Source organism: Cellulomonas sp. NTE-D12, from assembly GCF_027923705.1.
Lineage (GTDB): Bacteria > Actinomycetota > Actinomycetes > Actinomycetales > Cellulomonadaceae > Cellulomonas.
In genome coordinates this window covers 3,199,647-3,213,207 of the sequence record NZ_AP026442.1, presented here as the reverse complement: position 1 = coordinate 3,213,207, position 13,561 = coordinate 3,199,647, and the positions used below count along the sequence as shown (strand labels likewise).

Sequence of the window (13,561 nt, the reverse complement as noted above, 5' to 3'; positions counted from 1 at the left end):
CCGGCTCAGGCCCCGGCCAGCTTGACCTCGACCCAGCGCGAGTCGGCCCCGCTCACCCGGTGCACGTCGCCCGTGACCGCCAGGACGGCACGGTCGGTGGCGGTGCCCGGCAGGGTGCGGCGTGCGACCGCCTTCTCGTTGGCGATCACGCCGCCGGTCGCCTCGTCGGTCCGCGCGCCGGCACCGGAGGCAGCGGCGTGGGCACCGACCCACACCTCGACGTCACCGGGCTCGACGACGCGCACCAGCCGCCGGTCGGAGAACGCGAACCGCGTGGTCGGCACCAGGAAGGTGACCCGGACGGCCTCGCCGGGGTCCAGCTCGACGCGGGTGTACCCCAGCAGCTGCACCACGGGGCGGGTGATCGTCGCCTGCACGTCGTGCCCGAACAGCTGCACCACGTGGCTGCCCGCCACGGTGCCGGTGTTGCGCACCGTGACGGCGGCGGTGAACGTGCCGCCCGCCTCGACGGACGGCTCCACGACGAGGTCGTCGTACGCGAAGTCCGTGTACGACAGCCCGAAGCCGAACGGCCGCAGCGGCGTCGAGTCGGCCGACGTGACGTCGGACGGCCCGCCGAGCACCGGGTGCAGGTAGGAGTACGGCTGCGCACCGGTGGACCGGGGGAGCGAGACGGGCAGCCGTCCCGACGGGTTGACCAGGCCGGTCACCACGTCGGCGATCGCCAGGCCGCCGCCCTCACCGGGGAAGAACGCCTGCAGCACGGCCGCCGGCACCGCACCGCCGTCCGGACCGCCGTCGAACGCCCAGTCCACCGCGTACGGCCGACCGGTCAGCATCACCAGGACCACGGGGGTGCCCGTGGCGACCAGCGCCTCGACCAGCTGCCGCTGCACGCCGGGCAGCTCCAGGGACTCGGCGTCGTTGCCCTCGCCGACCGTCCCGCGCCCGAACAGCCCCGCCTGGTCGCCGACGACGACGACCGCCACGTCCGACCCGGCCACGGCCTCCACCGCCGGCGCGAAGCCGGACGTGTCGTCCCCCTCGGGGTCGCAGCCCCGGGCGTACACCAGCTCGGAGCCCGCCAGGCCGGCCCGCGAGAACGCGGACCCGAGCCCCTCGAGCACCGTCGGGATCGAGAACCCCAGCGGCAGCTCCGGGTGGTGCGCCAGCACGTGGTTGGCGAAGGAGTAGCAGCCCATCAGCGCCTCGGACCGGTGCGCGTTGGGGCCGACGACGGCCACCCGCCTCGGCGTCGTGGTCCACCGGTTCAGCGGCAGCACCCCGTCGTTGGCCAGCAGCACCACCGACTCCTCGGCCAGCCGGCGCGCCAGCGCCTGGTGCCGGGGCGAGTCGAGGTCGATGTCCGTCGGCGGCTCGTCCTCGAACGCGTCCTCGTCGAGCAGCCCCAGCTGCTCCTTCTGGCGCAGCGCCCGCAGCACCGCCCGTTCCACCCACGCCTCGTCGAGCTGCCCGGACCGCACGCGCTCCGCCAGCGGCGCCAGGTAGGCGTCGCCCGTCGGCAGCTCGATGTCGATGCCGGCCTGCAGCGCCAGAGCCGCGGCCTCGCCGCGGTCGGCCGCCACCTTGTGCATCACCTCGAGGAACGCCACCGCGAAGTAGTCGGCGACGACGACGCCGTCGAACCCCCACTCGTCGCGCAGCAGCGTGGTCAGCAGGTCGGCGTTAGCCGCCATCGGCACGCCGTCCACGTCGGTGTAGGAGTTCATCACCGACCGGACGCCGCCGTCGCGCACCGCCATCTCGAACGGCGGCAGGAACACGTCCGCCAGCTCGCGCGGCCCGGCGCTGACCGGCGCGTGGTTGCGGCCCGCCTTCGACGCGGAGTAGCCGACGAAGTGCTTGAGCGTCGCGTGCACGCCCGCGTCCTGCAGACCGCGCACGTACGACGTGCCGACGGTCCCCACCAGATACGGGTCCTCGCCGATGCACTCGTCGACCCGCCCCCAGCGCGGGTCGCGGATCACGTCGAGGACCGGTGCCAGCCCCTGGTGGATGCCCAGCTGGTGCATCGAGTCGCCGATCGCCCGGCCGGCCTCCTGCACCAGCTCGGGGTCGAACGACGCCCCCCACGCCAGCGGCGTCGGGTAGGTCGCCGCCTGCCAGGCCGCCAGGCCGGTGAGGCACTCCTCGTGCACCAGCGCCGGGATGCCTAGCCGGGTCTCCCGCTTGAGCCGGCGCTGCTCGGCCCACAGCCAGGCGGCCCGCTCGGCGGGGTCCACCGGCCGGGTGCCGTACACCCGGGTGTAGTGGCCCAGACCGTGCTCCGTGATCTCGCTCAGCCGGCCGGAGTCCTTCTGGCCCGAGGCCATCTCCGACTGCATCGGCGCCACGGTGCCGTTCTGGTCCAGCCAGTAGCCCACCAGCTGGGCCAGCTTCTCCTCGAGCGTCATGCGGGCGTGCAGGGCGCGGACGCGCTGCGAGACCTCCGGCACGGCGGGGACGTCCTCGGACACGGGCACAACTTCTCTCTGGTCAGCGGAGGTGAAGGCAGGGCGGCCGCGCCGCGCGGCTCGTGAGGCAGTGAGCCAGGGGCGCGGCCACCGGGAGGAGGAGGTGGGTCAGCCCTTGACGGCGCCGGTCAGGCCGCCGACGATGCGGCGCTCGAACAGCGAGAAGAAGATCAGGGCGGGGATCATCGAGAGGGACGTGAACGCCAGCACGCGGGCGGTGTCCACCGCGTACTGCGAGGCGAACGCCTGCACCCCGAGGGGCAGCGTGTACGACGTCTCGTTGTTCATCAGGAACAGCGGGAGCATGTAGCTGTTCCAGGACGCGATGAACGCGAGGATGCCGGTGGTCACCACACCCGGCACGGACAGCGGGACGACCATCCGGAAGAAGAACCCGAGCCGGCTGGCGCCGTCGATGGACGCCGCCTCCTCGATCTCCTTGGGGATGGCCCGCAGGAACGGCACCAGGATGATCACCGTGGTCGGCAGGGCGAAAGCGATCTGCGGCAGGATGATCCCGGCGAGCGTGTTCATCAGGCCGAGGCTCTTGATCATGATGTACAGCGGCGTGATCGCCACGGTCATCGGGAACATCAGGCCGGCGGCGAACAGGGAGTACATCGCGCCACGGCCCTTGAACTGGTACCGGGCGATCACGTAGCTCGCCATCACGCCGAGCACCACGACGCCGAGGGTGGTGAACACCGCGGTGATCACGGAGTTGCTGACCTGCCGCCAGAAGATGCTGCTGCGCAGCACCTCGAGGTAGTTGTTGACCTGCCAGTGCGTGGGGAACCCGGACGGGTCGGTGGTGATCTGCGCGTTCGTGCGGAAGCCGCCGATGATGATGTAGATGACCGGCCCGATGCAGATCGCCACGAAGACGAACGCGATGAAGTACGTCAGCGGGCTGCCCCAGCCGACGCTGTCGGCCTTCCGGGTCCGTGCGATCCGGCCCGGCGCCTGAAGGGTCGTCGTCGCCATCACTTCTTCCCTTCCGTGAGCGCGCCCTCGGTGTCACGTCGGAGCACGAAGCGCTGGTAGATCAGGGCGACGATCAGGGAGATCACGAACAGGACCACGGCGACCGCGTTGCCGAAGCCGTAGTTCCCGGCGTTGCGGCCGTTGGTCACCATGTAGGTCGCCATCGTCGAGGTGCCCGCCGTGGAGGACACGTACTGGCCCCAGATGATGTAGACGAGGTCGAACAGCTGCATCGAGCCGATGATCGACAGGAACGCCCAGATGCGGATGGTCGGGCCCAGCAGCGGCAACGTGATGCGCCGCTGCGTCTGCCAGTAGCTGGCGCCGTCGATCGAGGCGGCCTCGAACAGCTCCTCGGGGATCGACTGCAGGCCGGCGAGGAAGAGGATCACGGCGAAGCCGATGTACTTCCAGCTGATGACCAGCATCAGCGACCAGATCGCCAGCTTGGGGTTGGACAGCCAGTCGATCGGGTGGTGGATCAGGCCGATCTTCATCAGCACGTCGTTCACCGCGCCGACGGTCTGCAGCATCAGCGACCAGCCGGTGCCGACGATCACCTCGGAGATGACGTACGGCACGAAGATCAGCACGCGGATGATCGAGCGTCCGCGCATCTTCTGGTTGAGCAGCAGGGCCAGGGCCACCGCCGCCGGTCCCTGGATGATCAGGGACAGCACCACGATGAAGCCGTTGTGCATCAGGGCCTGGTGGAACGTCGGGTCCTGGAAGATCACGACGTAGTTGTGCAGGCCGACGAAGTTGGTGGGCCGGCCGAAGCCCTTCCACTTGTAGAAGCCGTAGTACGCCGCCATCAGCACCGGGAAGATGACGAAGGTCAGGAACACCAGGATGGCCGGGCCCGCGAGGATCGTGATCTCGAGCCGCTTGCGCCAGTCGGGCCCGGAGCCTCGCCGCGGCCGGCGGGCCGGGGACGGTGCCGTACGGGCACCGCCCCCGACCGCCGAGGGACCCTCGGGCGACGTCGTGAGTGTCGGCGAGTTCTCGCCCAGAGAGTCGCTCATGGTGCTGATCAGCCCTTGGCCGCCGCGTCGTTGGTGGCCTTGACGATGCCGGCCGCGTCACCCTTGCCGGCGAGCATGTTCACCACGCCGCTGTTCAGGGCGTTGCCGACGTTCTGGCCGAACAGCGTGTCCAGCCAGACGGAGACGTACGGCGCGTTGTTGTACGCCTTGAGGATGTCGAGCAGGGCGGGGTCGGTGACGGCGCTCTGCGCGTCCTTGCTGGCGGGCAGCGTCTGGAAGGCCTTGGAGTAGCCCTCCTGGTACTGCTTCTGCATCGCGAAGTTGAGGAACTTCGCGCACTCCTTCGGCGCCTTGGCCGAGCAGGAGTAGCCGTCGACGCCACCCATCATGGCCGCCGGGTCACCCTTGCCGCCGTCGACGGCCGGGAACGGGAACCAGCCGAGGTCCGGCAGCGCCTTGCCGTCCGGGGTCAGGGACGCGATCACGCCCGGGTCCCAGGCGCCCATGAGCTCCATGGCGGCCTTGTGGTTGGCGACCAGACCGGCCGACGAGCCGGCGCCCTGCTGGGCGGAGGTGGTGAGGAAGCCCTGGTTGAACGGGTTCGTCGCCGCGAACGTCTGCAGGTCCTGGCCCGCCTTGGTCCAGCACGGGTCGTTGAAGGAGCGGGACTTGGCGGCCGCGGCCATCGTGTCCTTGCTGCACTCGCGCAGCGCGAAGAAGTAGAACCAGTGCGCGGCGGGCCACGCGTCCTTGGCGCCGAGCGCGATGGGCTCGATGCCGGCCGCCTTGAGCTTGGTGACCGCGTCGTTCAGGTCCGCCATGGTCTTCGGCGTCGAGGTGATGCCGGCCTTGGTGAACAGGTCCTTGCTGTAGTAGATGCCGCCCGGCAGCACCGCGACGGGCATGCCGTACACCTTGCCGTCGACGGAGAACGCGCTGAAGGCGCCGTCGCCGACGGCCGACTTGGTGGCCGCGTCGATCGACTTGGTGAGGTCCTGCGCCTGGCCGGCCGCCACGACGTCGGCGAGCTTGCCGCCACCGCGGGCCATGAAGATGTCCGGCGCGTCGCCCGAGTTCAGGGCGGTCTGCAGCTTGCCGTCCATGTCCTCGTTCTGGATGGCCTGGATGTTGATGGTGACGTTCGGGTTGGCCGTCTCGAAGTCCTTGACGGTGCTCTCCCAGTACGCCTTGCCGTCACCCGTGGTCGAGTTGTGCCAGAAGGTCATGGTGACCTTCGCGCCGCTGCCACCGGCCGAGCTGGCCGTGGAGTCGGAGCCCGAGCCACCGCTGCTGCACGCGGTGAGCACGAGGGCGCCCGCCGCCAGGACGGCCGCAGCCGCCAGGGACTTCCTTGCCTTCATGAGATCTGTCCTCTTCGTTGAGCTGCACTCAAGTGGTCAGGTCCCCCCGGAGGGGTGAACCGGTGCGCTGCCGGTGCCGGAGCGTCAGTCCGGGCCGGCGGGTGGTGCGTGCGGTGCTAGGCGCCGCGACGTCGGTCGTCGTCGCTGCCCCGGGGGGCGAGGACCACCATCGTGGTGGCGACCGTCGTGCTGTCGGGTCTCTTCATCGAGTGGACTCCTCGTCGTCTTCGAGAGGGGGACGCAGGAGCGACTTTGACACCCGTCCGACAGGGCTGTCAAACGTTATCGATAACGTTTTAGTAGCGATACGCTGATCCGCATGGCAGACCGGGTGACCATCACCGACGTGGCACGGGCCGCCGGCGTGTCGGTCGCCACCGTCTCCAAGGTGCTCAACGACCGCTACGGCGTCGCGAGCTCGACGTCCGAGCGCGTGCGCGACGTGATCGCCCACCTGGGCTACGAGTCCAGCCTGGTGGCGCGCAGCCTGCGCTCCCACAAGACGCACGTGATCGGCATCCTGGTCGCCGAGTTCGAGCCCTTCAGCACCGAGATCCTCAAGGGTGCCGCCGAGGCGCTCGGGGACACCGGCTACGAGCTGCTCGCCTACACCGGAGGACGCCACAACGAGGGTGCCGGCTGGGAGCGCCGCTACCTGTCCCGGCTCTCCGGCACGCTGATCGACGGCGCTGTGCTGGTCACCCCGACGGTGGTCGACGTGCAGTCGACCGTGCCCGTGGTGGCCATCGACCCGCACGAGGGCCCGACGGGCCTGCCGACGGTCGACTCGGACAACCTCGCCGGCGCCGTGCGCGCCACCGAGCACCTGCTCGAGCTGGGACACCGCCGCATCGGCCTGGTGGCCGGCCGTCCGGACCTCGAGTCCTCCCGCCTCCGTGAGGAGGGCTACCGGCAGGCGCTCGCCGCCGCCGGCATCGCGGTGGACCCGGCGCTGGTCCGGGTCGGCGACTACCGCAAGCCGACGTCCCGGGGGCCGGCGACGGAGCTGCTGACGATGCCGGACCGGCCCACCGCCGTGTTCGCCGCGAACGACCTGTCCGCCATCAGCACCATCGAGGTGGCACGGGAGCTCGGGCTGCGGGTGCCGGAGGACCTGTCGGTGATCGGGTTCGACGACATCCCGGAGTCCCGCACCACGACGCCGCCGCTGAGCACGGTGCGACAGCCGATCCAGCAGATGGGCGCCACCGCGATCGAGCTGCTGATCGCCCTGCTCGACGGCACCCCGGTGGACTCCACGCACGTGCGGCTGCCCACCACGCTGGTGCGGCGCGCGTCCACGGCGCCGGTGCCGTCCCCCGTCGTCCCGGCCACGGTCCCCGCCACCGTCCCCGCGCCGTCCGCCGCCGAGGTGGCCGCCCTCGGCTGACCGGCCCGTCGGCACAGCCGGCACGGCCGCGCGCCCCTCCGGGTGCCGCCCGCCAGACCCTCGTCCCACCACGCGAAGGAGCGTCCGTGCACGACGTCGTCGTCCCCCGTCCCGCCGAGCTGGCGCACCGCACGGCCCGCACCGTCGTCACGGCCCTCGGCCCGGACGGTCGCCCGCTGGCGGACGCCGACGTGGTGGTCGCCCAGCAGCGGCACGCCTTCGGCTTCGGCAACATCGGGTTCGACCTGATCCCGCTGGCCAACGGCGAGGTCGAGGCCGGCGGCTCGGTGTTCGGGGGTGCCCGCGCCGACCTGCTGCCCGTGCTGGCCGAGCAGTGGCTGGCGCTGTTCAACACCGCGACGCTGCCCTTCTACTGGCGCGGTTTCGAGCCCGAGCGCGGCCGGCCGGACACGCAGCGGCTGCTGCGCACCGCCCGCTGGTTCGCCGACCGTGGCGTCGAGCTCAAGGGCCACCCGCTGGCCTGGCACACGCTGGCCCCGCAGTGGCTCGACGAGCTGTCGGTGGACCAGGTGACCGAGGCGGTACGGACCCGGATCACCCGCGAGGTGACCGACTTCGCCGGGCTGATCGACACGTGGGACGCCATCAACGAGGTGGTGATCATGCCGGTGTTCGACAAGGAGCCGAACGGGCTGACCCGCCTCGCGGCGCGGGACGGCCGCGTGGCCACCGCGCGGCTGGCGTTCGAGACGGCGCACGCCGCGAACCCGGCGGCGCGGCTGCTGCTCAACGACTTCGACATGTCGCCGCGGTACGAGGCCCTGATCGAGGACTGCCTGGCGGCCGGCATCCGCATCGACGCGCTGGGGCTGCAGAGCCACATGCACCAGGGCTACTGGGGCGAGCAGAGGACCGCCGACGTGCTGGGCCGCTTCGCTCGGTTCGGGCTGCCGCTGCACCTCACCGAGACCACGCTGCTGTCCGGCGACCTGATGCCGGCCGACATCGTCGACCTCAACGACTACCAGGTGCCGTCCTGGCCCTCGACCCCCGAGGGCGAGGCGCGGCAGGCCGACGAGGTGGTGCGCCACTACCGCACCCTGTTCGCCCATCCCGCGGTGCAGGTGGCCACGTACTGGGGGCTGTCCGACGACGGTTCGTGGCTCGGTGCCCCGGCGGGCCTGGTCCGCACCGACGGCACCCCCAAGCCGGCCTACGAAGCGCTGCTCGCCCTGGTGAAGGGCGAGTGGTGGCTGCCCGCCACGCCCGTCCGCACGGACGCCGACGGCCGGTTCGTGCTCGACGGGTACCTCGGCGACTACACGGTGACGGCGTGGGGCCGGCACGGTGCCCTGACGCTGTCCGCCGACCGGCCCGCCGAGTCCGTGGTGGTCGACGAGGCGGTCTGACGGGGCCGGCGCCGGCGGCCTGCCCCCACGTCGCACCTGTCCTTCGTCGCACCGGCCCGGCAGGGCCGTCCGGCCCCGCGACCTAGGATTGCGCGGTGACCGTCAGCCCCACCCCGTCGCAGCCCGCCGCGCCCGTCGAGCGCGCGCAGCCGGCCGCCCCCGCGTCCGACGACGTCCCCGAGCAGATCGCCATCCGGCGGGCGAAGCGCGAGCGGCTGCTGTCCGAGGGCGTCGCGCCGTACCCGGTCGGGGTGCCCCGCACGCAGACGATCGCGGCGGTGCGCGCGGCCCACCCGGACCTCGAGCCGGGCCAGGAGACGGACGACGAGGTGGGCGTCGCCGGCCGTGTCGTCTTCCTGCGCAACACCGGCAAGCTGTGCTTCGTCACGCTGCAGGACGGTGAGGGGACGCGGCTGCAGGCCATGCTCTCGGAGGCCAACGTCGGCGCCGAGCGGCTCGCGGCGTTCAAGGCCGACGTCGACCTGGGTGACCACCTCTTCGTGCACGGGCGCGTAGTGTCCAGCCGGCGCGGCGAGCTGTCCGTGATGGCCGACGAGTGGGCGATCGCCGCCAAGGCGATCCGGCCGCTGCCCAACCTCTACGAGGGTGCCGAGCTGTCCGACGAGGCGCGGGTGCGCCAGCGCTACGTCGACCTGATCGTGCGGCAGGGCGCCCGCGACATGGTCCGCACGCGGGCCGCCGTCGTGCGCTCGCTGCGCGAGAACCTGTGGCGGCGCAGCTTCCTCGAGGTCGAGACCCCGATGCTGCAGGCGCGGCCGGAGGGTGCGGCCGCGCGTCAGTTCGAGACGCACATGAATGCGTTCGACATCCCGCTGTTCCTGCGCATCGCACCGGAGCTGTTCCTCAAGCGTGCCGCCGTCGGTGGGGTGGAGCGCGTGTTCGAGATCAACCGGAACTTCCGCAACGAGGGTGTGGACGCCACGCACTCACCGGAGTTCGCGATGCTCGAGGCGTACGAGGCCTACGGCGATTACGACACCATGGCGGCCCTCACGCAGGATCTGGTGCAGACCGCCGCCCAGGAGGCGTTCGGCACCACCGTGATGACGTTGGCGGACGGCACGGAATACGACGTCGGCGGGCGGTGGACGCATCTGCCGATGTACGACTCGCTGTCCGAGGCGATCGGCGAGGAGATCACGCACGACACCTCCGACGACCATCTTCGCAAGCTGCTGGAGAAGGCCGAGGTGGAGCTGGACCCCGCGGTGCGCAACCACGGGAAGATGGTCGAGACGTTGTGGGAGCACCACGTCGGCCACCATCTGGTCGCGCCGACGTTCGTACGCGATTTCCCGGTGGAGACCTCTCCGTTGACCCGCGACCACAGGTCCAAGCCGGGCCTGGTGGAGAAGTGGGACCTGTACGTACGTGGCATGGAGCTGGCGACGGCGTACTCCGAGCTGGTCGACCCGGTGGTGCAGCGGGCCCGGTTCGAGGCGCAGGCCCTGCTGGCGGCGCGTGGGGACGACGAGGCGATGCGGATCGACGAGGACTTCCTCACCGCGATGGAGTTCGCGATGCCGCCGTCGGGGGGCATGGGCATGGGGATCGACCGCCTGCTGATCGCGCTCACCGGCCTCGGAATCCGCGACACCATCCTGTTTCCGTTGGTCAAGCCGCAGGGGTAGGTCCTATGTCCGGGTGGGGTGGCGTGCTCGCCGCGGTGCTGCCGTCGATCGGTGTCGGCCTGCTCTTCTGGTTCGGCCTGCGTGCCGTGATGAATGCAGACCGCAACGAACGCCGTGCGCAGGCGCAAATCGATGCGCAGCAGCGGCAGCAGTCCCGCGAAGAAAATGTGGACGGGCCTCCTACCGTTTGACGGACTTTTCACGGGGGTGTCATCCTTGGCGCGTCGGCGCACAATGCGCTGGCGAGACCCCCGGGAGCACGCAATGGCACAGAAGGTCCAGGTCCTCCTGGTCGACGACCTCGACGGCGGAACTGCTGACGAGACGGTCACGTTCGGTCTGGACGGCGTCTCGTACGAGATCGACCTCACGACGGAAAATGCCGCCAAGCTGCGCGACGCGCTCGCGCAGTGGACCGGTCACGCACGCAAGGTGAGCGGCCGCGGCGGCGCCGCGAAGACGTCGGCAGCGCCCCGCGGGCGCGCCTCGCGCGGCGACGCGCAGGCGATCCGCGACTGGGCGAAGGCGAACGGCCACCACGTCTCCGAGCGAGGCCGGATCTCGGCCGAGGTGCGCGCGGCGTACGAGGCCGCCCACTGACGGCTCGCACCCCCGAACGAGAAGGGGCCCGGTCACCGATGAGTGACCGGGCCCCTTCTCGTCGGCCGCTTCGTCGTGACCCCGGACCGGCTCGTGCCGCCGGCCGGGAACGGCCGAGCTCCGGCGACCCTCAGCGCACCCGCTCGAGGGTGAGCTCGCGTGCGGCGGCGTACCGCTCCCGCACGTGCGGCTGGGGATCGCCGGTGAACCGTTCCGGCTCGCCACCGAGCTGCCACGCCGGGGGAGTGGCCCCGCCGGACAGGACCCACGCGGCCTGGCGGGCCGCGCCGTCGGCGACGTACTCGCCGGCCGGCGGCACCAGCACGTCGAGCCCCAGGACACCGGGGGCGAGGCGGCGGACCGCCTCGGACCGGGCCCCGCCGCCCACCAGGAAGGCCCGCTGCACGGGCACCCCGACGGCACGCAGCGCGTCGATGCCGTCGGCGAGCGAGCACAGCAGCCCCTCGACGGCGGCCCGGGCGATGTGCTCCCGGGTCGAGCTGGTCAGCGTCATCCCGTGCAGCGACGCCGTGGCGGTGGGCCGGTCGGGGGTGCGCTCACCCTCGAAGTACGGCACCAGCACCAGCCCGTCGGCACCGGAGGGTGCCGACAGCGCCAGCCGGGACAGCTCGTCGTAGTCCACCCCGAGCAGCCGGCACGCCCAGTCGAGGATGCGCGAGGCGTTCAGCGTGCACGCCAGCGGCAGGTACCGGCCGGTGGCGTCGGCGAAGCCGGTCACCAGGCCGGACCCGTCGGCGGTCGGGGCGTCGGCGACCGCGGCCACCACGCCCGACGTGCCGATGGACACCGACACGTCGCCCGGGCCGAGCCCCAGGGCCAGCGCCGCAGCGGCGTTGTCCCCGGCACCCGGGCCGAGCGGCACCCCGGCGGCCGTGCGACCCGCCACGTCGTGCGGACCGAGCACCCGCGGGAGTGCAGGGGCGGAACCGAGCGCCCGTTCCAGCAGGTCGAGCCGGTACGCCTCGTCGAACGGCGACCAGTAGCCCGTGCCGGACACGTCCGACCGGTCGGTGGCCAGGCCCTCGAAGCCGAGCTCGCCGAACCCGCCGGCCAGCCGCCACGTCAGCCAGTCGTGCGGCAGCGCGACGGCCGCCACGCGGGCGGCGTTCGCCGGTTCGGCGTCCCGCAGCCAGCGCAGCTTGGTCACCGTCAGCGACGCGACCGGCACGGAGCCGATCGCCGACGCCCACGCCTGCGGCCCGCCGAGCTCGTCGATCAGCTCGCGCGCCGCCGGCGCCGACCGGGTGTCGTTCCACAGCAGCGCGTCCCGGACCACCTCGCCGGAGGCGTCCAGGGCGACCATGCCGTGCTGCTGCCCGCCGACGGCCAGCGCCTCGACGTCGTCGAGCCCGCCCGCCTGGTCGATCGCGACCTGGAGGGCCGCCCACCACGCCTGCGGGTCCACCTCGGTGCCGTCCGGGTGCGCCGCGCGACCGGAGCGCACGAGCGCTCCGGTCGCGGCGTCCCGCACGACGACCTTGCAGGACTGGGTCGACGAGTCGACCCCGGCGACCAGGCTCATCGCGCGCCGAGAGCGTGCTCGAGCGCGAGCTGGTTGAGCCGCACGAACCGGAAGCCGCGCGCCGCGACGGCGTCGACGTCCAGGTCCTCGAACGCGGACCGGTCGGCCAGCAGGTCGGCGATCGTCTCGCCCTCCGCCATGGTCGGCTGGGCCAGCTCGAACACGCCGGCCTCCTCGAGGGCGGCCTGCACCTCGGGGTCGGCACGGAACGCCTGTGCGCGCTCCTTGAGCAGCAGGTACGTCGCCATGTTGGCAGCGGCGGAGTCCCACACGCCCTGCATGTCCTCGGTGCGCGAGGGCTTGTAGTCGAAGTGGCGCGGGCCGGTGTAGGTCGGGCCGCCGGACGGGAAGCCGTTCTCCAGCAGGTCGACGGTGCCGAAGGCGGAGAACAGCTCGCCGTGGCCGAACACCAGGTCCTGGTCGAACTTGATCGACTTCTGGCCGTTCAGGTCGATGTGGAACAGCTTGCCGGCCCACAGCGCCTGCGCCAGGCCGGTGGTGTAGTTCAGGCCCGCCATCTGCTCGTGGCCGGTCTCCGGGTTCAGGCCGACGATGTCGCCGTTCTCCAGCTTGGCGATGAAGGCGAGGGCGTGGCCGACGGTCGGCAGCAGGATGTCGCCGCGGGGCTCGTTCGGCTTCGGCTCCAGCGCGATGCGGAGCTTGTAGCCCTTCTCCTTGATGTACGCGGCGACGGTGTCGATGCCCTCGGCGTAGCGCTCGTGGGCGGCGTACAGGTCCTTCGCGGAGTCGTACTCGGCGCCCTCGCGGCCGCCCCACATGACGAACGTGTCGGCGTCGAGCGAGGCCGCCAGGTCGACGTTGCGCAGGATCTTGCGCAGGCCGTAGCGGCGCACGCGGCGGTCGTTCGAGGTGAACGCGCCGTCCTTGAAGATCGGGTGGCTGAAGGTGTTGGTGGTCACCATCTCCACGGTGATGCCGGTCTCGGCCAGCGCACCGCGGAAGCGGTCCAGGATCTTCTCGCGGTCGGCGTCCGAGGAGCCGAAGGGCACCACGTCGTCGTCGTGGAAGGTCACGTGCGCGGCGCCGAGCTCGGCGAGCTTGTGCACCGACTCGACCGGGTCGAGCCACGGGCGGGTGGCGCTGCCGAACTGGTCCTGCGCGGCCCAGCCGACGGTCCACAGACCGAAGGAGAAGTGGTCGTCACGGGTGGGGGTACGCGTCATGGGGGAGTGCTCCTCGTCGAGTTGCCGGGCGTATTAGTTCCCGCCATGAATTTATC

The 13,561-nt window shown here is 71.6% G+C and carries 11 protein-coding genes; 5 read left to right on the top strand and 6 right to left on the bottom strand.

Annotated elements, in window-relative coordinates; genetic code table 11:
• Positions 1-5 precede the first annotated feature (5 nt).
• The 4 genes from QMF98_RS14875 to QMF98_RS14860 form a co-directional block, all read right to left on the bottom strand.
• On the bottom strand, positions 6-2,438 hold the full coding sequence (locus QMF98_RS14875) for a beta-xylosidase/alpha-l-arabinosidase (protein ID WP_337973704.1): 2,433 nt from the start codon (positions 2,436-2,438) through the stop codon (positions 6-8).
• Positions 2,439-2,543: 105 nt separating this feature from the next.
• A complete protein-coding gene (locus QMF98_RS14870; protein ID WP_291758256.1) occupies positions 2,544-3,419 on the bottom strand; it encodes a carbohydrate ABC transporter permease in 876 nt (291 codons plus the stop codon).
• On the bottom strand, positions 3,419-4,444 hold the full coding sequence (locus QMF98_RS14865; RefSeq protein WP_337973703.1) for a carbohydrate ABC transporter permease: 1,026 nt from the start codon (positions 4,442-4,444) through the stop codon (positions 3,419-3,421). The genes QMF98_RS14870 and QMF98_RS14865 overlap by 1 nt, the downstream gene beginning before the upstream one ends.
• 8 nt (positions 4,445-4,452) lie before the next feature.
• Positions 4,453-5,766 (bottom strand): extracellular solute-binding protein, encoded by a 1,314-nt coding sequence (locus QMF98_RS14860; protein WP_337973702.1) that lies wholly within the window; start codon positions 5,764-5,766, stop codon positions 4,453-4,455.
• 319 nt (positions 5,767-6,085) lie between these two features.
• On the opposite strand from QMF98_RS14860, the gene QMF98_RS14855 reads away from it, so the two are divergent.
• The 5 genes from QMF98_RS14855 (at position 6,086) to QMF98_RS14835 (ending at position 10,778) form a co-directional block, all read left to right on the top strand.
• Positions 6,086-7,156 carry a LacI family DNA-binding transcriptional regulator gene (locus tag QMF98_RS14855; RefSeq protein WP_337973701.1) on the top strand — a complete coding sequence of 357 codons (1,071 nt, stop codon included), beginning with the start codon at positions 6,086-6,088 and terminating at the stop codon, positions 7,154-7,156.
• A gap of 86 nt (positions 7,157-7,242) precedes the next feature.
• Entirely contained in the window at positions 7,243-8,526 is a 1,284-nt protein-coding gene (locus tag QMF98_RS14850; protein WP_337973700.1) for an endo-1,4-beta-xylanase, read from the top strand.
• Between the two features lie 95 nt (positions 8,527-8,621).
• Positions 8,622-10,178, top strand: a complete 1,557-nt coding sequence (lysS, locus tag QMF98_RS14845) for a lysine--tRNA ligase (protein WP_490715621.1) — start codon at positions 8,622-8,624, stop codon at positions 10,176-10,178.
• Positions 10,179-10,201: 23 nt separating this feature from the next.
• Positions 10,202-10,369: a hypothetical protein gene (locus QMF98_RS14840; RefSeq protein WP_490715620.1), complete on the top strand. Its 168-nt coding sequence runs from the start codon at positions 10,202-10,204 to the stop codon at positions 10,367-10,369.
• Positions 10,370-10,442: 73 nt separating this feature from the next.
• A complete protein-coding gene (locus QMF98_RS14835; RefSeq protein WP_263732430.1) occupies positions 10,443-10,778 on the top strand; it encodes a histone-like nucleoid-structuring protein Lsr2 in 336 nt (111 codons plus the stop codon).
• Positions 10,779-10,908: 130 nt separating this feature from the next.
• Here QMF98_RS14835 and xylB read toward each other — a convergent pair whose 3' ends face one another.
• Positions 10,909-12,321 carry a xylulokinase gene (xylB, locus tag QMF98_RS14830; protein ID WP_337973699.1) on the bottom strand — a complete coding sequence of 471 codons (1,413 nt, stop codon included), beginning with the start codon at positions 12,319-12,321 and terminating at the stop codon, positions 10,909-10,911.
• A complete protein-coding gene (gene xylA, locus QMF98_RS14825; RefSeq protein WP_263732432.1) occupies positions 12,318-13,505 on the bottom strand; it encodes a xylose isomerase in 1,188 nt (395 codons plus the stop codon). Before xylA ends, xylB begins: the two co-directional genes overlap by 4 nt.
• Positions 13,506-13,561: the final 56 nt, after the last annotated feature.